Annotated in this window: 19 protein-coding genes and 1 pseudogene; 15 read left to right on the top strand and 5 right to left on the bottom strand. The window is 71.6% G+C overall.

The window, feature by feature from the left end; translation table 11 throughout:
* Positions 1 to 44: 44 nt before the first annotated feature.
* Genes C7S10_RS02075 through C7S10_RS22685 form a run of 4 tightly spaced genes read left to right on the top strand, consistent with a single transcriptional unit; the run spans position 45 to position 3,030 of the window.
* Complete coding sequence (locus C7S10_RS02075) at positions 45 to 407, top strand: DsrE family protein (RefSeq protein ID WP_108342735.1); 363 nt, start codon at positions 45 to 47, stop codon at positions 405 to 407.
* 37 nt (positions 408 to 444) lie between these two features.
* The gene (locus tag C7S10_RS02070; protein ID WP_108342734.1) at positions 445 to 957 is read left to right on the top strand and encodes a DUF4232 domain-containing protein; all 513 of its coding nucleotides are present in this window, start codon (positions 445 to 447) and stop codon (positions 955 to 957) included.
* Positions 958 to 1,000: 43 nt separating this feature from the next.
* Positions 1,001 to 2,272: a geranylgeranyl reductase family protein gene (locus C7S10_RS02065; protein ID WP_108342733.1), complete on the top strand. Its 1,272-nt coding sequence runs from the start codon at positions 1,001 to 1,003 to the stop codon at positions 2,270 to 2,272.
* A complete protein-coding gene (locus tag C7S10_RS22685) occupies positions 2,269 to 3,030 on the top strand; it encodes a lysophospholipid acyltransferase family protein (protein ID WP_243395153.1) in 762 nt (253 codons plus the stop codon). Before C7S10_RS02065 ends, C7S10_RS22685 begins: the two co-directional genes overlap by 4 nt.
* Positions 3,031 to 3,139: 109 nt before the next feature.
* On the opposite strand, the pseudogene C7S10_RS02055 reads toward C7S10_RS22685, so the two are convergent.
* Positions 3,140 to 4,090, bottom strand: a pseudogene (locus C7S10_RS02055) (acyltransferase family protein); the annotation flags it as partial.
* Between C7S10_RS02055 and C7S10_RS22970 the strand changes: the two are divergent.
* A complete protein-coding gene (locus tag C7S10_RS22970) occupies positions 4,089 to 4,979 on the top strand; it encodes an NUDIX domain-containing protein (protein WP_108342731.1) in 891 nt (296 codons plus the stop codon). The pseudogene C7S10_RS02055 and the gene C7S10_RS22970 sit on opposite strands and share 2 nt — an antisense overlap.
* A gap of 26 nt (positions 4,980 to 5,005) precedes the next feature.
* Here the strand turns inward: C7S10_RS22970 and C7S10_RS22090 are convergent, their stop codons facing one another.
* Positions 5,006 to 5,143 (bottom strand): hypothetical protein, encoded by a 138-nt coding sequence (locus tag C7S10_RS22090; RefSeq protein WP_165807024.1) that lies wholly within the window; start codon positions 5,141 to 5,143, stop codon positions 5,006 to 5,008.
* A gap of 127 nt (positions 5,144 to 5,270) precedes the next feature.
* On the opposite strand from C7S10_RS22090, the gene C7S10_RS02045 reads away from it, so the two are divergent.
* The 3 genes from C7S10_RS02045 (at position 5,271) to C7S10_RS02035 (ending at position 8,885) form a co-directional block, all read left to right on the top strand.
* A complete protein-coding gene (locus tag C7S10_RS02045) occupies positions 5,271 to 6,548 on the top strand; it encodes a hydroxyacid-oxoacid transhydrogenase (protein ID WP_243395152.1) in 1,278 nt (425 codons plus the stop codon).
* A gap of 101 nt (positions 6,549 to 6,649) precedes the next feature.
* A complete protein-coding gene (locus tag C7S10_RS02040) occupies positions 6,650 to 7,870 on the top strand; it encodes a class I SAM-dependent methyltransferase (RefSeq protein WP_108342729.1) in 1,221 nt (406 codons plus the stop codon).
* Positions 7,863 to 8,885, top strand: coding sequence for a hypothetical protein (locus C7S10_RS02035; protein WP_108342728.1), 1,023 nt, complete (start codon positions 7,863 to 7,865; stop codon positions 8,883 to 8,885). The genes C7S10_RS02040 and C7S10_RS02035 overlap by 8 nt, the downstream gene beginning before the upstream one ends.
* Before the next feature lie 125 nt (positions 8,886 to 9,010).
* Here C7S10_RS02035 and C7S10_RS02030 read toward each other — a convergent pair whose 3' ends face one another.
* Positions 9,011 to 9,877 carry an aminoglycoside phosphotransferase family protein gene (locus C7S10_RS02030; protein ID WP_108342727.1) on the bottom strand — a complete coding sequence of 289 codons (867 nt, stop codon included), beginning with the start codon at positions 9,875 to 9,877 and terminating at the stop codon, positions 9,011 to 9,013.
* 112 nt (positions 9,878 to 9,989) lie between these two features.
* Here C7S10_RS02030 and C7S10_RS02025 point away from each other — a divergent pair, with 112 nt between their 5' ends.
* Complete coding sequence (locus C7S10_RS02025; RefSeq protein WP_108342726.1) at positions 9,990 to 10,994, top strand: DNA topoisomerase IB; 1,005 nt, start codon at positions 9,990 to 9,992, stop codon at positions 10,992 to 10,994.
* Here C7S10_RS02025 and serC read toward each other — a convergent pair.
* The gene (gene serC / locus C7S10_RS02020) at positions 10,981 to 12,102 is read right to left on the bottom strand and encodes a phosphoserine transaminase (protein WP_108342725.1); all 1,122 of its coding nucleotides are present in this window, start codon (positions 12,100 to 12,102) and stop codon (positions 10,981 to 10,983) included. The genes C7S10_RS02025 and serC overlap by 14 nt on opposite strands.
* An 81-nt stretch (positions 12,103 to 12,183) precedes the next feature.
* Here serC and C7S10_RS02015 point away from each other — a divergent pair, with 81 nt between their 5' ends.
* Together C7S10_RS02015 and C7S10_RS02010 are read left to right on the top strand one after the other, a co-directional pair.
* Positions 12,184 to 12,702, top strand: coding sequence for a GNAT family N-acetyltransferase (locus C7S10_RS02015; RefSeq protein WP_243395151.1), 519 nt, complete (start codon positions 12,184 to 12,186; stop codon positions 12,700 to 12,702).
* 53 nt (positions 12,703 to 12,755) lie between these two features.
* A complete protein-coding gene (locus C7S10_RS02010) occupies positions 12,756 to 13,367 on the top strand; it encodes a VldE C-terminal domain-containing protein (RefSeq protein ID WP_133176407.1) in 612 nt (203 codons plus the stop codon).
* 13 nt (positions 13,368 to 13,380) lie between these two features.
* On the opposite strand, the gene C7S10_RS02005 is transcribed toward C7S10_RS02010, so the two are convergent.
* Complete coding sequence (locus C7S10_RS02005; RefSeq protein WP_108342723.1) at positions 13,381 to 14,484, bottom strand: citrate synthase 2; 1,104 nt, start codon at positions 14,482 to 14,484, stop codon at positions 13,381 to 13,383.
* A gap of 143 nt (positions 14,485 to 14,627) precedes the next feature.
* Between C7S10_RS02005 and pdxH the strand changes: the two genes are divergently transcribed.
* Genes pdxH through C7S10_RS01985 form a run of 4 tightly spaced genes read left to right on the top strand, consistent with a single transcriptional unit; the run spans position 14,628 to position 19,669 of the window.
* A complete protein-coding gene (pdxH, locus tag C7S10_RS02000) occupies positions 14,628 to 15,308 on the top strand; it encodes a pyridoxamine 5'-phosphate oxidase (protein ID WP_108342722.1) in 681 nt (226 codons plus the stop codon).
* 43 nt (positions 15,309 to 15,351) lie between these two features.
* The gene (locus tag C7S10_RS22455; protein WP_207769194.1) at positions 15,352 to 15,924 is read left to right on the top strand and encodes a TetR/AcrR family transcriptional regulator; all 573 of its coding nucleotides are present in this window, start codon (positions 15,352 to 15,354) and stop codon (positions 15,922 to 15,924) included.
* Positions 15,924 to 17,657 (top strand): ABC transporter ATP-binding protein, encoded by a 1,734-nt coding sequence (locus C7S10_RS01990; RefSeq protein ID WP_108342721.1) that lies wholly within the window; start codon positions 15,924 to 15,926, stop codon positions 17,655 to 17,657. The genes C7S10_RS22455 and C7S10_RS01990 overlap by 1 nt, the downstream gene beginning before the upstream one ends.
* Positions 17,654 to 19,669 carry an ABC transporter ATP-binding protein gene (locus C7S10_RS01985; protein WP_108342720.1) on the top strand — a complete coding sequence of 672 codons (2,016 nt, stop codon included), beginning with the start codon at positions 17,654 to 17,656 and terminating at the stop codon, positions 19,667 to 19,669. The genes C7S10_RS01990 and C7S10_RS01985 overlap by 4 nt, the downstream gene beginning before the upstream one ends.
* Positions 19,670 to 20,063: the final 394 nt, after the last annotated feature.

Raw genomic sequence — 20,063 nt, 5'->3', positions numbered from 1 at the left:
CGCGAGGGCCTTGCATGGGACCACCCACTCACAGGAGGAAGTCCATGGGCAAGGCAGTCATCTCACTCGCGACGGGCCTCGAGGACGCCGAGAAGGTCACCGTGGCCTTCCTGGTGGCCGTCGGGGCGGCCGAGTCGGGTCGACCGACACTGATGTTCCTGACCAAGGAGGCGGTCCGCCTCGCCTGTCCGGGAGTCGCGACGGCGACGGCCTGCACGGGGTGCCCGACGCTGGAGAGCCTGATGGAGCGCTACGTCGCGGCGGGTGGGACCTACCTGGTCTGCCCGATCTGCGTCGACGCCAAGGGTCTCGCGGACGTCGAGCTGGTCGCCGGTGCGCGCAAGGGTGGCACCGTGCCGATGTGGGAGTGGATCGGCGACGAGGGCGCCACGACGTTCAGCTACTGAGGCCTCGCCCCTTGCCCGCGGGAGCACACTGGATCGCATGGTGACGTCGATGCGTGCAGCGGTCCTCGCCCTGGCCGGCCTCGTCGTGGCGGTGGCCCCGACCCTCGCCCCGGTGGCCTCGGCGACCGCGGGCCCGACACCGTCCTGCTCGGCCGCCGACGTGGGCGTCGACTACCGGCCGCGGGACGCGGCGATGAGCCACAGGTACGGCGTGCTCCGCGTCGAGAACACCAGCGACCGCGCGTGCTCGGTGCACGGGTACGGCGGGCTGTCCTACGTGGGTGGCGGCGACGGGACGCAGGTCGGGGCGGCGGCCGACCGCGAGCCCGGACGGGTGCCGACCGTGGTGCTCCAGCCGGGCGAGCGGGCCACGAGCCGGGTCAGCGAGACGGTCGCCGGCGTCTACCCCCAGCGGCGCTGCCGACCCACGCACGTCGACGGGTTCCGGGTCTACCTCCCGGGCGAGACGCGCTCGTTGTTCGTGCGGCACGCGACCACCGGCTGCGACAACGCGAGCGTCCACCTGCTCAGCCACCGCTCCCTCCGTTGAGGCGATTCGTGGGCACGCGCGCGCGACTGAGACAATCGCGCACGTGACGACACCCACCTCCACCGACGTCCTCGTCGTCGGTGCCGGACCGGCCGGCTCGGCCGCGGCGGCCTGGAGCGCGCGGGCCGGGCTGGACACGGTGCTGGTCGACGCCGCCGTCTTCCCGCGCGACAAGACCTGCGGCGACGGGCTCACCCCGCGCGCCATCGGCGAGCTGTCCAAGCTGGGCCTGGCCGACTGGCTGCAGGCCCACACCGTGAACTTCGGGCTGCGCGCCCACGGCTTCGACCAGACGCTGCTCCTGCCATGGCCCTCGCTGCCCGACAGCGACATCCCGGCCTGGGGATCGGCCGTCGCGCGCACCGAGCTCGACGACCACCTGCGCACCGTCGCGATCAAGAGCGGGGCGCTCGCCCTCGACGGGGCGCGAGCGGTCGCCGTACGCCACGACCGCGACCGCGTCGCCGCCGTCACCTTCCGCTCCGGCGACGAGACCTTCGACATCGAGTGCCGGCGCCTCGTCGTCGCCGACGGCGTCCGCTCGCCGCTGGGCAAGCTGCTGGGCCGCGAGTGGCACCGCGACACCGTCTACGGCGTCGCCGGCCGGTCGTACGTCGACTCCGCGATGTCCGACGACCCGTGGATCAGCTCCCACCTCGAGCTGCGCGGGGAGGACGGCGAGATCCTCAGCGGCTACGGCTGGATCTTCCCCCTCGGACAGAGCTCGACGGGGATGGGCGAGGTGAACCTCGGCGTCGGCACGCTGGCCACCTCGAAGCGGCCGGCCAACATCGCGATCAAGCCGCTGATGGCGTACTACGCCGAGCAGCGCCGCGAGGAGTTCAAGCTCTCCGGCGACATCCGGATGGGCGCCTCGGCCCTGCTGCCCATGGGGGGGGCCGTCTCCGGCGTCGCCGGCCCCAACTGGGCGCTGATCGGCGACGCCGCGGCGTGCGTCAACCCGCTCAACGGCGAGGGCATCGACTACGGCTTGGAGACCGGCCGGTTCGTGGCCGAGCTGATGGCCAGCCAGGTGAACGGCGGCGGCGACCTGGGCACGGCCTGGCCGGCCATCCTGCGCGAGCACTACGGCGAGGCGTTCTCGATCGCCCGACGCCTGGCCGGCGTCGCGACCGTGCCCCAGGTCGTGGCCGCCCTCGGCCCGGCCGGCATGCGCTCCGACTGGCTGATGACGCTCGCCCTGCGCTGGATGGGCAACCTCGTCGACGACGCCGACCGCGACCGCGCCGCCCGGGTGTGGCGCTGGGCCGGTCGCCGGTCGATCGCCCGGGACGCTCGTCCGCCCTTCACGTGAGCGAGGCCTGCTACCGCGCCGCCAACGCACTCGGCCGGCTCGTCCTGCGGATCCTCGGCATCCGGGTCGACGTCACCGGTGTCGAGCACCTGCCGACCTCGGGGCCGGTACTGCTCGCCGTGACGCACAGCTCCTACCCCGACTTCGTGTTCGTCGAGAAGGCGGCCATCACCCGCGGGCGCTACGTGAGGTTCATGACCCGCCACGACATCTGGCGACGGCGGGTGCTGGCCTGGGCGATGGACGCGATGGGGCACGTGCCGGTCGACCGCGAGGCCCCCGCAGCGGCGTACCTCACGGCGCGGCGGCTGCTGCGCGAGGGGGAGGCGGTGGGCGTCTTCCCGGAGGCGGGCGTGTCCCACTCCTTCACGGTCCGTGCCCTGATGAGGGGCACGGCGAGCCTGGCGCGCGAGACCGGTGCTCCGGTCGTCCCCGTCGCGCTGTGGGGAGGTCAGCGCATCTTCACCGTCGGCCGGGTCGACCTCAGGCGCGGTCGCCGGGTGGACGTCAGCTTCGGCGAGCCGATGAGGATCGCGCCCGGCGAGGACCTCACGGAGTGGACTCGTGACCTCGGCGCTCGCCTGACCCGGCTGCTCGAGGAAATCCAGGATCGTCCGCACCACCGCCCACGACCGGAGGAACGGGCGCCGTGGCACCCGGCTCATCTGGGAGGGGCAGCGCCGACCCGGCTCGAGGCAGCGGAGCTGGACTCGGTCCCGCGCTCCGCGGTGCCGCCGACGTGGGGTCCGACGGCGTAGCGGCCCTGCGGGCGGACGCCCGGCGGGCCTCCAGCCAGCCGAGCGGGTTGGTCAGCGGCTCCAGCACGCGGCGTACGGGCGGCGAGGCCAGCACCAGGGCCAGGACCGCGGCCCCGACCACGGTCAGCACCAGCCCGAGCACCTCGTGGGCGGCGGTGAAGTCCTCCCAGCCCAGTGCCTTGGCGGTCTTGATGATGAAGCCGTGGAACAGGTAGACGACCAAGGTGGCAGTGCCCATCCGGGTGAACCAGCCGAGCGAGCGGCGCGGCACCAACGACATCGCGGCGAACGCACCGAGCAGGCCGACCCCCATCACCGTGAGGCGGGTCTGGAAGACGATCTCGTTGTCGATCGGGATCTCGTCGTAGCCCGCGTCGTACCACAGCAGTGCCGTCCGGGCCCAGGTGTCGGTGTAGAACGCCATCACCGCGATGCCGACGAGCATCGGGACCGACGCGACCCTCACCCAGACGTCGTCGAGGTGGCGCAGGTGGCGGGGCTTGAGGTGGAGGCCGAGGACGTAGAACGGCAGCAGGCCCAGGAAGCGCGGGATCATCAGCACGTCGGTGTCCCAGAGACCGCCGACCAGGCTGACGATGACCGACAGCGGCAGGAACAACCAGTGCAGCTTGAGGATCGGCGTCGCGAGGCGCCACATCAGCAGCACGACGAGGTACCACATCGTCCAGTGCGGGTTGAGCCACAGCAGGCCGGGCTCGTGCTCGTCGACCACGCCGACCCGGAAGTAGTAGAGCGCCGGCTCGAAGAGGAGGTAGGGCACCGCCAGCGTGTAGAGCAGGTTCTTCATCCGGCGGCGGTCCCACTCGAACGACTTCGAGAGATAGCCGCTGATGAAGACGAAGGCCGGGATGTGCCACAGGTAGATGAAGTCGTAGAGCCAGTGGCTGCCCGTGGTGGACTCGACGAGGCCGATCGAGTGGCCGATGACGACCAGCATGACGAGCACCATCTTGGTGTTGTCGAGCCACGGATCGCGGGGTGCTGCTGCCACGGGTGTCACGCTACGACAACCTCGACGGGCGTGGCAGGTTAGGTCCATGCCCACCCTGCCCCGGCGACAGCGTGTCGCGGCGTACGCCGTGATCATGCGCGTCACCAGCCGACCCGAGGTGCTGCTGTGCCGCCTCGCGCCGCGCATCAGCCGCACCGAGCTGTGGACGCTGCCGGGTGGTGGCCTCGACCACGGCGAGGACCCGCGCGACGCGCTGCTGCGCGAGATCGTCGAGGAGACGGGGCTGAGCGCGACGGTCGGCGACACAGCGCACGTCTACTCCGCGCACCTGCCGCGCGCCTCGCGCGACGGCGTGATGACCGACTTCCACGCGCTGCGGATCGTGTACGACGCGTGGGTGCCCTCCGACGCGCCCGCGCCGCGCGTCGTGGAGGTCGACGGCTCGACCGTCGAGGCCGCGTGGCACCCGCTCGAGCGGGTCGTCGACGGCACGGTGCCGGTCGTGGCGATGGTCGGCGAGGCCCTCGCCGACCACCTGCCCTTCCAGCTCCAGCGGGTCGCTGCCTACGCCGTCATCCGGCGGGGGAGCGCCGTGCTGCTCACCCGGCTCTCGGCCCGTGCCCACCACGCGGGCGCGTGGACGCTGCCCGGTGGCGGCGTCGACCACGGTGAGCCGCCGGCCGACGCGCTCGCGCGCGAGGTCGCCGAGGAGTGCGGGGTGGAGTGCGAGGTCGGCCGGCTGCTCGACGTGCACGACACGCACTTCGCGGGCACGGCGCCGAGCGGACGCGTGGAGGACTTCCACGGCGTGCACCTGGTGTTCGCCGCCACCATCGCCGACGACGCCGACCCGCGGGTCGCGGAGGTCGGGGGCACCACCGACGACGTGGCGTGGGTGGAGGTCGCCGACGTCGAGTCGGGAAACGTGCCCGTGCTCGACCTCGTGCGTCATGCGCTGGGGCTCGCCGGCGGTTGATCCGGTGCGGTGGCTCGGCGGGTGGCTCAGCGGTTGACGGCGACCTGGGAGTGGGCCGGGGCCTGGCTGTCGGCGTCGGCCGCCGAGGGCGTCGCGAAGCCGAGGCCGCTGATCACCAGCACGACGGCGCCGATGCCGGCGAGCATGCGCGTGCCGCCGTTCACGGTCGGGTCCCGGTGCTGGAGGAGGTCATGGGGAAAGCGTATGGACCCCGGAGCTCGTTGAATGCCGTATCACCGCCCTGTGGGAGCACTGTGGAGGAAAGGTGCACCGGTCGTTACGGTGGCGCTCGTGAGCGAGACGATCTTCACCTACGCGGCCCCCGGCCTGAAGTTCGGAGCCGGCGCCTCGGCCGAGATCGGGCACGACCTCCACCAGCTGGTCGGCAGTGACGAGCGGCGCCCGCGGGTGCTGCTCGTCACCGACCCCGGGGTGGCCGCGACCGGTCACCCCGAGAGGATCGCCCGGCAGATCACCCGTCGCCGCTTCGACGTCACCGTCTTCGACCGGGCCCGGGTCGAGCCGACCGACGAGTCCCTCGAGGAGGCGATCGCCTTCGCCCGGGACGCCGGCCCGTGGGACGCGGTCGTCGCCGTCGGCGGCGGCTCCGCCATCGACACGGCCAAGGCCGTCAACCTCCTCGTCACCAACGAGGGCACGCTGCTCGACTACGTCAACGCCCCGGTCGGTGCGGGCCGGGCCCCGGTCGCGCCGCTGCTCCCGCTCGTCGCCGTACCCACCACCACCGGGACCGGGGCGGAGTCGACGACCATCTGCGTGCTCGACGTGCTCGCCCTCAAGGTCAAGACCGGCATCAGCCACGCCCGGCTGCGCCCGACGCTGGCCGTGGTCGACCCCGACCTGACGACGAGCCAGCCCGCGATGGTGACCGCGAGCTGCGGCATGGACATCCTGTGCCACGCGCTCGAGAGCTACACGGCGCGGTGGTTCGGCGACTTCGACGCCAAGACCCCCGAGCAGCGGGTGCCCTACTGCGGGGCAAACCCGATCGCCGACATGTGGTCGGAGAAGGCGCTGTCGCTGCTGGCCGGCGCGTTCCGCACTGCGGTGCGCGACGGCTCCTCGGTCGAGGCGCGCGAGCAGATGGCGCTCGCCGCCACCTTCGCCGGCCTCGGCTTCGGCAACGCCGGGGTGCACATCCCGCACGCCAACGCCTACCCGGTCGCCGGGCGCGTCCGCGACTACCGGCCCGAGGGCTACCCGCAGGACGAGCCGATCGTCCCGCACGGCATGGCGGTGTCGCTGACCGCGCCGGCGGCGTTCGCCCTCACCTTCGAGGCCGCTCCCGAGCGACACCTCCGGGCGGCGTCCCTCCTCGGGGGTTCGTCGGCCGACGCCGGTCCCGACGCCCTGCCGTCGGTCCTGCGGTCGCTGATGCGCGACATCGACATCCCCAACGGCCTGGCCGAGGTGGGCTACCTCGACACAGACGTCGACGACCTGGTCGAGGGCGCGCTCAAGCAGCAGCGGCTGCTGGCGACCGCGCCCCGCGAGGTCAACGGTGAGGACCTGGCCGGCGTCTTCCGCGCGTCCATGGAGCACTGGTGAGCCCCGTAGGATAGGTGGGTGAACCCCCGCCACCGCCGTCTCGTCATCCCGGTCGCGTTGGGGGCTCTCATCCTGATCGTCGTCATCGCCGCGCTCGTCTGATGGCGACCCAGCCGCTCGCCGACGCCCTGGCCGACCTCAGGGTGCTCCTCCTCGATCCCGACTCGCTCGTGCGCGCCCTCGCGTCCGGACGCCAGAAGGGCCAGCCACTTCCTCGCGTGCAGGACCGCGACGTACGCCGCATCGAGCTGCGCCACGTCGACCTGAAGTCCGGACGCCACCTCCAGGTCACCTCCTTCGACGAGACGCAGTCGCACACCGCCAACGTCGCCCTCGGCCCCGAGGCGGAGGCGGCGGTCGACGGACTGCTGGCCGAGCCGTTCGGCAACTGGCACGTCGACACCACCACGGCGACCCACCAGCTCCGCGTCACCAAGAAGCGCGACGCGATCACCACGACCCAGGACCGCTCCGAGCCGCTGGCCGTCGAGCGTGGGCACGACCGCGACAAGCAGCGCCTCCTCGCGGGCGACGACCCGGTGCTGGTCGCCCTCGGCATCTCCGACGCGCAGGGCCGGATCAAGCCGACGCGGCAGGCGAAGTACCGCCAGGTCGAGGAGTTCCTCCGGCTGCTCGACTCCTCGATCACCGACGCGCTCGCCAAGGGGCACCTGCGCCGGCCGACCGACGACGACCCGCTGCGGATCGTCGACCTCGGCTGCGGCAACGCCTACCTCACCTTCGCCGCCCAGCGGTTCCTCAGCCACGTCCGCGGGCTGCCCGTGCGCGTGACGGGGGTCGACGTGAAGCAGCAGTCGGCCGACCACAACTCCGGCGTCGCGGACACGCTCGGGATCGACGCCGACTTCGTGGTCGGCACCATCGGCGAGGCGACCCTGCCCCAGCCGCCCGACGTCGTGCTCGCGCTCCACGCCTGCGACACCGCCACCGACGACGCGCTGGCCCGCGCCGTCGAGTGGGAGGCGGCGCTCGTGCTCGCCGCGCCGTGCTGCCACCACGACATCGCGGCCCAGCTGCGCTCGGGGAGCACGCCCTCGCCGTACACCCTGCTGACCCGGCACGGGATCCTGCGCGAGCGCTTCGCCGACACCCTCACCGACGCGCTGCGCGCCTCGATCCTGCGTCTCGTCGGCTATCGCGTCGACGTGGTCGAGTTCGTCGAGAGCGCCCACACGCCGCGCAACACGATGCTCCGCGCGACACGGACGGGCACGGTGGAGGCGCGGGAGGAGTACGACGCCCTCCTCGAGCAGTGGGGCGTCACGCCGAAGCTGGCCGAGCTGGTGCAGATCGGTGGCTGAGCGGCTCGGGAGAGCCCTCGGCGCGGTCGCCGTGCTCACGCCGTTCGTCATCGGGCTGACCGCGGCCGGTGGCAGCGAACCCGGCGACGTCGCCTTCCGCTTCGAGGACCCGGAGATCGTCGAGTCGAGCGGGCTGGTCATCGAGGGCGACCGTGCCCACACGATCAACGACTCGGGTGACATCGGCCGGGTCTTCACCGTCGACACCACCTCCGGCGAGACCGTCGGGGTGACCTACTGGGACGACGGTCCCGAGGACGTCGAGGCGCTGGCGCCCGCCGGGCCCGGCCACGTCTGGGTCGCCGACATCGGTGACAACTCGACGAAGCGCGACTCGGTCGAGGTCACCCGGGTGCCGGTCGGCGACGGCGACCGCACCGTCGACGAGGAGACCGTCGACCTCGTCTACCCCGACGGGCCGCGCGACGCGGAGGCGCTGCTCGTGCACCCCGTCACCGGCCGGGTGTACGTCGCGACGAAGGGCTTCTTCGCCGGCGAGCTCTACGAGGCGCCACCGGAGCTGGCGGCCGACGCCCCCAACATGCTGGGCAAGGTCGGCGACGTCGCGGGCATCGTCACCGACGGCGCGTTCTTCCCCGACGGCGAACACCTCGTCCTGCGGACCTACACCAACGCGGTCGTCTACGCGTTCCCGTCGATGGAGAAGGTCGGCGCCTTCGACCTGCCGAGCCAGGAGCAGGGGGAGGGGATCGCCGCGCCGTCCACCCGGTTCGTCTACGTCAGCAGCGAGGGTCAGCGGGCTCCGGTGCTGAAGGTGCTGCTGCCGGCGGACATCCGCTCGGCGCTGGCCCCGACCACGACGCCGACCCCCACGCCGACCACGACGCCGGCGGCCAGTCCCTCCACGGGCACCGGGACGGACGACGGCAGCACGACGGCCGTCGACGACCTCGCCGACGCCGCGGCCCGTCGCAGCTTCTGGTGGTGGGCCGTGGGTTCGGTGGTCCTCGGCGGGGCGCTGGTCGTGCTGGTCAGGTCGCTCCGACCGCGCTGACGGTATGCAGGTGCCAACCGAATCGGCTGGTTCATGGGTTGCGAGCCGCGCGGTAGGTAGCTGGATACCAACCACGGCGGGTCGAGGCCGGAAATCCGCCCTTCCGGTATGCACCCACCAACCACTCAGCCGCGGTGCTCGGCCATCAGCTCCTCGTAGGCCTGCACCTGCTGCGGGTGGAGCGGGCTGTCGGGGTTGCCCAGCGTGATCAATGCCTTCCAGATCGCCCAGCCGCGTGCTCGCGCCCAGGTGTCGTCGGGCAGCGCCACCGCGTCGCGGAACACCGCGCGCTCGGCCGGCGTGAAGAACGTCCACGCGATCACGAGGTCGCAGGCAGGGTCGCCGACGCCGCAGGTGCCGAAGTCGATCACCGCGGCCAGTCGCCCGTCCCGCGTCAGCAGGTTGCCGGGCGCGACGTCGCCGTGGAACCACACCGGGTCGCCGGCCCAGGCCGTGCACATCGCGTCCGCCCAGACCGACCGGCACGCGTCCGTGTCGACCGAGTCCCCGAGCTCGCGCAGGGTCTCCTGGAACGAGTGACCCCACGCCGAGGGGTGGTTGCCGCGGTGGAAGGAGTGCCACCCGGCCCACGGTGCGCCCTCGGTCGGGACCGACCGCAGCTCCCGCAGGAACGTGCCCAGCTCGCGGGCCAGGGCGAGGCGGTCGAGGTCGTCGTCGTGGTCCGGCGTCGTGCCCGGGATCCACTCCCGGACCGACCACGGATGGGGGTAGCCCGCCCCGGGCTCGCCGCTCGCGACCGGCACCGGGACCGTCGTGCCCACGTGGCGGGCGATCAGCGGGAGGTGGGTGTCCTCCTTGGCCACCGCGGCGACGTACCCATCACCGCTCGGCAGCCGCACGGACAGCTCGTCGCCGAGGCGGAACGTGCGGTTGTCGTGACCCTGCTCGGGCACCGGCGTCACCGGGAGGTCCGCCCACCGGGGGAACTGCTCGGACACGAGAGCTCGGACGGTGTCGTCGGTGATCTCCACCGCGCGAGCCTCTCGCACCCGGGCCGAGCCGTCACCCGGGTTTCGGCCGGGTCGGGTCGTGTCCACACCATCGGGTGGTCCATCGCGGGACGCGCGCCGCTAGCGTGCGGGCATGCCACGACTGCGCCGTACCTCCCCGGACCAGAAGGGCTGGTCGCGCCGCCGGGCCGGCTCGGGGTTCACCTTCCTCGACGAGGAGGGCAACCGGCTGGGGCCCGACGAGCGGCAGCGCTGCGTCGACCTCGTCATCCCGCCCGCGTGGACCGACGTGTGGATCACGCCGTTCCCCAACGGGCACCTGCAGGCCGTGGGCACCGACGACGCCGGACGCCGGCAGTACCTCTACCACCCCGACTGGCGCACGAGCCGCGACCAGGCGAAGTTCACGCGCCTGATCGACTTCGGCAAGGCGATGTCGCGGGTGCGCGAGCGAGTCCTGACCGACCTCGGGACCGAGGGCATGTCACGAGAGCGCGCCTGCGCGGTCGCCGTACGCCTCCTCGACATCGGCTACTTCCGGATCGGCAACGACGTCTACGCCGACACCAACGGCAGCTTCGGCCTGACCACGATGCGCAAGGACCACGTCACCAAGCGGGCCGGCACGATGACGTTCTGCTTCGTCGGCAAGTCGGGTGTGGAGCACAGCATCGAGATCGACGACGAGCCGGTGATCGAGGTGCTCGACGTGATGCGCCGCCGGCGCGGCGGTGGTGAGGAGCTGCTGGCCTTCAAGGACGGCTCGACGTGGCGCGACATCGACTCGGGACACGTCAACGAGTACGTCCGCGAGGTCAGCGGGATGGAAGCCAGCGCCAAGGACTTCCGCACCTGGCACGCCACCGTCCTCGCGGCCCTCGCGCTCGCGGAGACCGAGGAGCCGGGGCAGACCAAGGCCTCCCGCAAGCGGGCCGTCGCCGGCGCGATGCGGGAGGTCTCGGAGTTCCTCGGCAACACCCCGGCGCTCGCGCGGTCGTCGTACGTCGACCCGCGGGTCATCGACGCCTACGAGTCCGGCCGCACGATCGCCCGTGCGGCTCGCCGCTCGTTCCCCACGCGGGACGAGCGGCAGGCCGCGCTGGAACGGGCGACCCTGAAGCTGCTCAGAGAGAGCTGACCACGAAGTCGATGGCGCCGGTGAGCTTCTCGACGTCGGAGGGGTCGATCGCGGGATACATCGCGATCCGCAGCTGGTTGCGCCCGAGCTTGCGGTAGGGCTCGGTGTCCACGATCCCGTTGGCTCGCAGCACCTTCGCGATCGCGGCGGCGTCGATCGACTCGTCGAAGTCGACGGTGCCGATCACCAGTGAGCGGTGGGCAGGCTCGGCGACGTACGGCGTCGTGTAGGACGTCTTCTCGGCCCAGCCGTAGAGCGCGTCGGACGACGCGGTGGTGCGCTCGACCATGCCGGTCAGGCCGCCCTGGGCGTTCATCCAGTCGAGCTGCTCGGCCATCAGGAACAGCGTGGCGACCGACGGGGTGTTGTAGGTCTGGTTCTTCGAGGAGTTGTCGATCGCGATCGGCAGGTCGAAGAAGGCCGGGATGTGCCGGTCGGTGCCGGCGATCTCCTCGGCCCGCGCCAGCGCCCGCGGCGACATCAGCGCGATCCAGAGGCCGCCGTCGGAGGCGAAGCACTTCTGCGGCGCGAAGTAGTAGGTGTCGACCTCGGTGAGGTCGACGGGGAGGCCACCGGCTCCCGACGTGGCGTCGACGAGGACGAGCGCGTCGTCGGCCGCGCCGGCCGGGCGGCGTACGGGCGCCATCACGGCGGTCGAGGTCTCGTTGTGCGCCCAGGCGTAGACGTCCACGCCCTCCTCGGCCACCGGCTCGGGCAGCGAGCCCGGCTCGCTCTTGATGATCGTCGGGTCCTGCAGCCACGGGGCGGCCGCGGCGGCGGTGCCGAACTTCGCGGAGAACTCGCCGAAGGACAGGTGCTGGCTCTTGTCGCGGATCAGGCCGAAGGTCGCGACGTCCCAGAAGGCGGTGGCGCCGCCGTTGCCGAGCACGACCTCGTAGCCCTCGGGCAGGTCGAACAGGGCGGCCAGCCCCTCGCGCACGCGGCCGACCGTGTCCTTGACCGGGGCCTGGCGGTGCGAGGTGCCCATCAGCGACGAGCCGGTCGCGGCGAGGGCGTCGAGGTGGCTGGTCTGGATCTTCGAGGGCCCGGCGCCGAAGCGGCCGTCGGCGGGCAGGAGTTCGGCGGGGATCGTGATGGCGTCGGTCACCGGTGGAGCCTTCCGTGGGGTGCGGGGTGTGAGGATCCTGACGACGCTGTCAGCGCGGCCAGCCTCTCATACGATGCGCCCGTGCCCGCCCTACGCATCTCAGAAGCACGGATCACCGATCCCGACGCCCAGCTGCTGGTGGAGGCGGTCCAAGAGGAGTACGTCGTCCGCTACGGCGGGCGGGACGAGTCGCCGATCGACGTGGCCGAGTTCGTCCCTCCGCTCGGCGCGTTCTTCGTCGGACGCCTCGACGGCCAGCCCGTCGCGTCCGGTGCGTGGCGCCGGCGCAGCGACGTCGACTTCGCGGGCACGACGAACACCGCGGAGGTGAAGCGGATGTACGTCGTCCCGTCCGCCCGCGGCCTCGGCCTGGCCCGCGCGATGCTCGCCCACCTCGAGGCGACAGCCCGCGACGCGGGGGTGGACGCGCTCGTCCTCGAGACCGGGATGAAGCAGCCCGAGGCGATCGCGCTCTACGAGTCGAGCGGCTACGCCGCGATCCCCGGCTTCGGCTACTACCGCGACTCCGGCATCAGTCGCTGCTTCGGGAAGCCACTCGTTCTCTCGGCGTGTCCAGCCGACACGCCGGTGTTCGAGTGACTTTTTGTCCCATTCGTATTCCACTGCCCCATCCGTCCCTCTAACCTCCATCCGTGCGCAAGGGACTCGTGGTGCTGCTGACGGTGGCGTTGCTCGTCTGCCTGGGCGGGGCACCGGCGACGTCGAAGTACGTCATGCCCGTCGACTCCTACGCGACCTGGAAGCCGCAGAAGACCTGCGTCACCAAGGACCGGCCCGGGACCGTGGCGCTCGCGCAGTGGCTCTCGGCCCGGGGTGGCGCCTACGGCGGCACCCTGCGCTCGTGCAAGTCCGGTGGGTCCTCGGAGCACAAGGACGGACGCGCCTTCGACTGGACCCTGGACGCGACCAGCCTCGACGACCAGGCCACCGCGGAGGCGTTCATCACCGAGGCCTTCGCCGACGACGAGATCGGCGACACCGACGCCCTCGCGCGCCGGATGGGCATCATGTACGTCATCTGGAACGACCGGATCTACTCCGCGTGGTACGGCTTCGAGCCACGGCCCTACCTCAACTCCGGCTGCCGCTCTCGCAAGACCTGCTCGAAGACGCTGCGGCACCGCGACCACATGCACATCTCGCTCAGCATGGACGGCGCCGAGGGCCGCACCAGCTGGTACGTCGAGCGGCCGGCCACCGCGCCGACCGCGCGGCAGGCCGCCGCGGTGCCGTTCGCGGACTGAGGTCCCGAGGGGCCTACTTGCCCCAGGCCTCGTCCCAGCCCTCGACGTCGCTGGCGGGCCGGGAGGCCGGGCCGGTGTAGATCGCGGACGGGCGGATCAACCGACCGGTGCGCTTCTGCTCGAGGATGTGCGCCGACCAGCCGCCCGTGCGGGCGCAGGTGAACATCGAGGTGAACATGGTGGCCGGCACCTCCGCGAAGTCCAGGACGATGGCCGCCCAGAACTCGACGTTGGTCTCGAGGACGCGGTCGGGACGGCGCTCGCGCAGCTCCTTGAGGGCCGCCTGCTCGAGCGCCTCGGCGACGGCGTAGCGGGGAGCGTCGAGCTCCTTCGCCGTACGCCGCAGGACGCGGGCGCGCGGGTCCTCGGCGCGGTAGACGCGGTGGCCGAAGCCCATCAGCCGCTCGCCGGAGTCGAGCAGGCCCTTGACGTACGCCGTGGCGTCGCCCGACTTCTCGACCTCCTCGATCATCGTCAGGACGCGCGCGGGGGCGCCGCCGTGCAGCGGGCCGCTCATCGCGCCGATGGCGCCGGAGAACGCAGCGGCAACGTCCGCGCCGGTGGAGGTGATGACGCGGGCGGTGAACGTGGAGGCGTTCATGCCGTGCTCGGCGGCGGAGGACCAGTAGGCGTCGATCGCGTGCGCGTGCTGCGGGTCGGCCTCGCCCTTCCAGCGGATGAGGAACTTCTCCGCGAGGGTGGAGCCCTCGTCGACGACCTTCTGGGGGACGACGGCCTGGTGGAGGCCGCGGGCCGACTGGGCGGCGTAGGAGAGGACCATGACGGCGAGGCGGCCGATGTCCTCGCGGGCCTGCTCGTCGGAGATGTCGTAGGTCTGCCGGAACCCGAAGGCCGGCGCGAGCATCGCGACCGCGGCCTGCACGTCGACGCGGACGTCGCCGGTGTGGACGGGCAGGTTGTAGGGCTCGGCGGGCGCCAGGCCCGGGTTGTAGGCGCCGTCGATCAGGAGGCCCCAGACGTTCTCGAAGGGCACCCGGCCGACGATCTCCTCGATGTCGACGCCGCGGTAGCGCAGCGCTGAGCCCTCCTTGTCCGGCTCGGCGATCTCCGACTCGAACGCGACGACTCCCTCGAGCCCGTGGTGCACCTCGGTCATGACGCTCCCTTGTGATTGACGCGGCGTACGGCGTAGGGCTCGCCATCGACGAGCACGCGAGCCGTCTCATTGTGCACCGCTTTGACTCGCACTTCACCCCGCGGTCCGTCCGGGCGCGACGGGTGGGCGTCTAGGGTGCGGCCATGGACTCGCAGGCAGACTCGCAGCCAGGCTCGCAGCCAGCGCCGGTCGACGTCGCGGCGCTGCGCAAGGAGTACAGCGACGTCGGGCTCGACGTCCCCCAGCTCGCCGCCGACCCGTTCGCGATGTTCCAGCGCTGGCTGCGCGAGGCGCTCGACGGGGGCGTGCACGAGCCCAACGCGATGGTGCTCGGCACGGTCGGTCTCGACGGCGCGCCGGACTCCCGGATGGTGCTCCTCAAGGGAGTGGACGAGCGCGGCTTCGTGCTCTTCACCAACCAAACCTCGCTCAAGGGGCGCGAGCTCGCGGCCGACCCGCGGTGCGCTCTGCTCTTCCCGTGGCACCCGCTCGAGCGGCAGGTGCGCATCGCCGGGACCGCCCACGTCCTCGAGCGCGAGGCCGTCGACGCCTACCACCGGTCCCGACCGCGCGTGTCGCAGCTCGGTGCCTGGGCCAGCCGCCAGTCCGAGCCCGTCGGCTCGCGCGCGGAGCTGACCGAGCTCTACGACGAGATGACCGAGCGCTTCGAGGGCCGCGACGTGCCGACCCCCGACCACTGGGGTGGCTACCGCGTGGTCCCCGAGTCGGTGGAGTTCTGGCAGGGGAGGCCCGGGCGGATGCACGACCGGCTGGTCTACGAGCGCGACGGCGAGGGCTGGCGGGTCCAGCGTCTGGCTCCCTGAAGACCGGTTGTGAGTGAGTGCTCACTCACTTATGCTGGTCGGCGTGACCCCGCGCGCCACCCCCATGTCCGCCGACGACCGGCGCACCGCCCTCATCGACGCCACCCTGCCGCTGCTGCACGAGCACGGTCGCACCGTCACCAGCAAGCAGATCGCCGAGGCGGCGGGCGTCGCCGAGGGCACGATCTTCCGGGTCTTCGAGTCCAAGGACGACCTGATCACCGCCACCCTCGAGCACGCCTTCGACATGCAGCCGTTCCTCGACGACCTGCGCCGCATCGAGCCCGACCAGCCCCTGCGGGCCGTGGTCTCCGACATCGTCACCCACCTCCAGATTCGGTTCCGCGGCATCTTCGAGCTGATGACGGTCGTCGGCATGGTGGGACCGCCGGCCGCCCGCAAGCACATGCAGCACCACCGCGAGGAGGCCGCCGCCGTGATGGAGCTCCTCCTCGCCCCGCACGCCGGCGAGCTCGCCTGCCCCGTCTCCGAGTTCGTCCACATCACCCGGCTGCTGACCTTCTCCGGCAGCCACCCGCATCTCTCGGACGGTCGCATCCTCACGACCGACGAGATCGTCACCACCGTCCTCGACGGCCTCCACAAGGGATCCTGATGCTGCTCCGTCTCGTCCGCACCCGCCTCGCGCCGTACAAGGGCCCGATCGCCGTGATCGTGGTCCTCCAGTTCTTCGGCACCCTCGCGATGCTCTACCTCCCCAGCCTGAACGCCGAGATCATCGACGTCGGCGTCGTCACCGGCGACACCGACTTCATCATCCGGCGCGGCGGACTGATGCTGGCCATCTCGCTGGCCCAGGCCGCCTGCTCGGTCGTCGCGGTCTGGTTCGCGGCGCGTACGGCGATGGGCTTCGGCCGCGACGTCCGTGCCCAGATCTTCGGGCGGGTCGGCTCGTTCTCGGCCCGGGAGGTCAACCACTTCGGCGCCCCGTCGCTGATCACCCGCGAGACCAACGACGTCCAGCAGGTGCAGATGCTGGTGCTGCTCGGCTTCACGATGATGGTCTCCGCGCCGATCATGATGGTCGGCGCGGTGGTGATGGCGATGCGCGAGGACGTCGGCCTGTCGTGGCTGATCGTCGTCACCGTGCCGGTCCTCGGCGGCCTCATCGGGATCATCGTCAGCCGGATGGTGCCGAGCTTCCGCGTCATGCAGGTCAAGATCGACGAGGTCAACCGCCTGCTGCGCGAGCAGATCACCGGCATCCGCGTCGTGCGTGCCTTCGTCCGCGAGGAGCACGAGAAGGAGCGCTTCGGGCAGGCCAACGCCGACCTGACCCAGGTCGCGATCCGGGCCGGGCGCTGGCAGGCCGGGATGTTCCCGGTGGTGATGCTCGTGGCCAACGTCGCCTCGGTCGCCGTGCTGTGGTTCGGCGGCCACCGCGTGGAGAGCGGCCAGATGGAGGTGGGGGCGCTGACCGCGTACCTCTCCTACCTCATGCAGATCATCATGAGCGTGATGATGGGGACGTTCATGATGATGATGATCCCCAGGTCGGCGGTGTGCGCCGACCGGATCATGGAGGTGCTCGACACCGAGTCGAGCGTCGTGCCCCCGGCCGCCCCTGTCACCGCGCTGACCGAGCGCGGGACGCTGGCGCTGGAGGGCGTCACCTACGCCTACCCCGGCGCCGACGTCCCCGTCCTGCGCGACGTGGACCTGAGCGCGCAACCGGGCCAGACCGTCGCGATCATCGGCTCCACGGGTGCCGGCAAGACCACCTTGCTGAACCTCGTGCCCCGGCTCTTCGACGTGACCGAGGGGCGCGTCCGGGTCGACGGCGTCGACGTGCGCGACCTCGAGCCCGACCTGCTCTGGTCGCGGCTCGGGCTGATCCCGCAGAAGGCGTTCCTCTTCACCGGCACCATCGCCAGCAACCTCCAGCACGGTCTCCCCGACGCCACCGAGGCGCAGATGTGGGAGGCGCTCGAGATCGCCCAGGCCCGCGACTTCGTGGCCGAGCTGCCCGACGGCCTCCAGTCGCCCGTCGCCCAGGGCGGCACCAACTTCTCCGGCGGCCAGCGACAACGGCTCGCCATCGCCCGCGCGGTGATCCGACGACCCGAGATCTACCTGTTCGACGACTCGTTCTCGGCTCTCGACCTCACCACCGACGCGCGCCTGCGGGCCGCGCTCGCCCCGGTCACCCGCGACGCGACGGTCGTGATCGTCGCGCAACGCGTCTCCACCATCCGCGACGCCGACGTCATCGTCGTCCTCGACGACGGGTCCGTCGTCGGCCGCGGCACCCACGACGAGCTCCTCGCCACTTGCGAGACCTACCGCGAGATCGTCGAGTCCCAGCTCACCGCAGAGGAAGCCGCATGAGCACCACCACCTCCCCGCAGCAGCCGGCCAAGCCGACGTCGGCCGAGCTCGAGGCCAGCGACCTGAAGGAGACCGAGCGCGTCCAGGCGCCGGCCGGCGGCCCCGGTCGCGGTCCCATGGGCGGCGGGATGATGGGCGGCAAGGCCAGCACCTTCGGCCCGTCCGTCAAGCGCCTCGTCGGGCGCATGGCGCCGTACAGGGCCAAGACGATCGCCGTCATCGCGCTCACCGTCGTCAGCGTCATCGCCACCGCCGTCGGCCCGCGGGTGCTCGGCCGCGCCACCGACCTGATCTTCAACGGCCTCATCGGCGGTCGGCTGCCGTCGGGCATCACCAAGGAGCAGGCCGTCGAGGGCCTGCGTGCCAACGGTGAGGACAACGTCGCCGACATGGTCTCCGGCATGGACCTCGTGCCCGGCCAGGGCGTCGACTTCGACGCGGTCGGCCGGGTGCTGCTGGTCGTGCTCGCGCTGTACGTCGGCGCCTCGCTGGTCGCCTGGCTCGCGGGCTACCTCCTCAACGACGTCGTGCAGGGCACCGTGCGCCGGATGCGCGACGAGGTCGAGGAGAAGGTCAACGCGCTGCCCCTGAGCTACTTCGACCGCCAGCCGCGCGGCGAGCTGCTCAGCCGGGTCACCAACGACATCGACAACGTCAGCCAGACCCTCCAGCAGACGCTCAGCCAGCTGCTCACCTCGGTCCTGACCGTTGTCGCCGTGCTGTCGATGATGTTCTGGATCTCGCCCGTGCTCGCGCTGGTCGCACTCGTCTCGGTGCCGATCTCGATGGTCGTCACCGCGCAGGTGATGAAGAGGTCGCAGGGCATGTTCGTCCAGCAGTGGCGCCAGACCGGTCGCCTCAACGCGCACATCGAGGAGACGTTCTCCGGGCACGCACTCGTCAAGGTCTTCGGACGTCAGGGCGAGGCCGAGCGGGTGTTCAAGGAGGAGAACGACGAGCTGTGGAAGGCGTCGTTCAGCGCCCAGTTCGTGAGCGGGCTGATCATGCCGATCATGATGTTCGTCGGCAACATCAACTACGTCGTGATCGCCGTGCTCGGTGGCCTCCGTGTCGCCAGCGGCACGATGTCGCTCGGTGACGTGCAGGCGTTCATCCAGTACACCCGCCAGTTCACGCAGCCGCTCACCCAGGTCGCCTCGATGACCAACCTGCTGCAATCGGGTGTCGCGTCGGCCGAGCGGGTCTTCGAGCTCCTCGACGCGCACGAGCAGTCACCCGAGGCCACCGGGTCGCCGGCGCCCGAGGCCGACCGGCACGGCGAGGTGCGCTTCGAGGACGTGTCCTTCTCGTACGTCGCCGACCGACCGCTCATCGAGGGGCTCTCGCTCGTCGCGCACCCGGGCCAGACGGTCGCCATCGTCGGGCCGACCGGTGCGGGCAAGACCACCCTGGTCAACCTCGTCGAGCGGTTCTACGAGCTCGACGCCGGGCGGATCACCCTCGACGGCGTCGACATCGCCTCCATGCCCCGCTCGGCGCTGCGCTCGCAGATCGGGATGGTGCTGCAGGACACCTGGCTGTTCGCCGGGACGATCCGCGACAACATCGCCTACGGGCGTCCCGACGCCTCCGACGAGGAGATCCTCGCGGCGGCCACGGCGACGTTCGTGGACCGGTTCGTGCACTCGCTGCCCGAGGGCTACGACACGGTGATCGACGAGGAGGGCGCCAACCTGTCGGCGGGGGAGCGCCAGCTCATCACCATCGCCCGCGCGTTCCTGGCTGCGCCCGACCTGCTCATCCTCGACGAGGCGACCTCGTCGGTCGACACCCGCACCGAGCTGCTGCTCCAGCAGGCGATGGCGGCGCTGCGCACCGACCGCACCTCGTTCGTGATCGCGCACCGGCTCTCCACCATTCGCGACGCCGACCTGATCCTGGTGATGGAGGACGGCGCGATCGTCGAGCAGGGCGACCACGACTCGTTGCTCGCCGCCGACGGGGCGTACGCCCGCCTCTACCGCTCGCAGTTCGCCGCCGCGGCCGCCTGAGCGCCGTACGACCGGGTCGCCGCGCCGCAGCGGTGCCCCACCCACCTTCCCGAGCGCCGGAAGGTGGCTCACGCACCGCCGCCGCGGCCGCCTGAGCGCCGTACGAGAAAAGGGATTGAGTGGTCGTACGCCTCGACGTACGGTTGCAGCACACAGGAAGGAGGTGGTCCGAGAAATGCATTCTTTTCGGATGAGTGAGGTGGCTGCCCGCTAGGCAGCTCCGACCCGGTCGACACCGGCCGGCATCGCCGACGCACTGCCGGCGAATCCAACGCAGTCACCCGACCCGCAGGCTCCCGGACGTCATCCCCCGGGGCTCCACCAGGAGCAGACAGCCTGCGGGTCGCTGCATTGTGGAGGATGTGGGCGACCCGGGAATATAGTTGCGGTCGGC

This window comes from Nocardioides currus, assembly GCF_003057875.1.
GTDB lineage: Bacteria > Actinomycetota > Actinomycetes > Propionibacteriales > Nocardioidaceae > Nocardioides > Nocardioides currus.
This window is presented reverse-complemented; position numbering and strand designations above follow the sequence as displayed.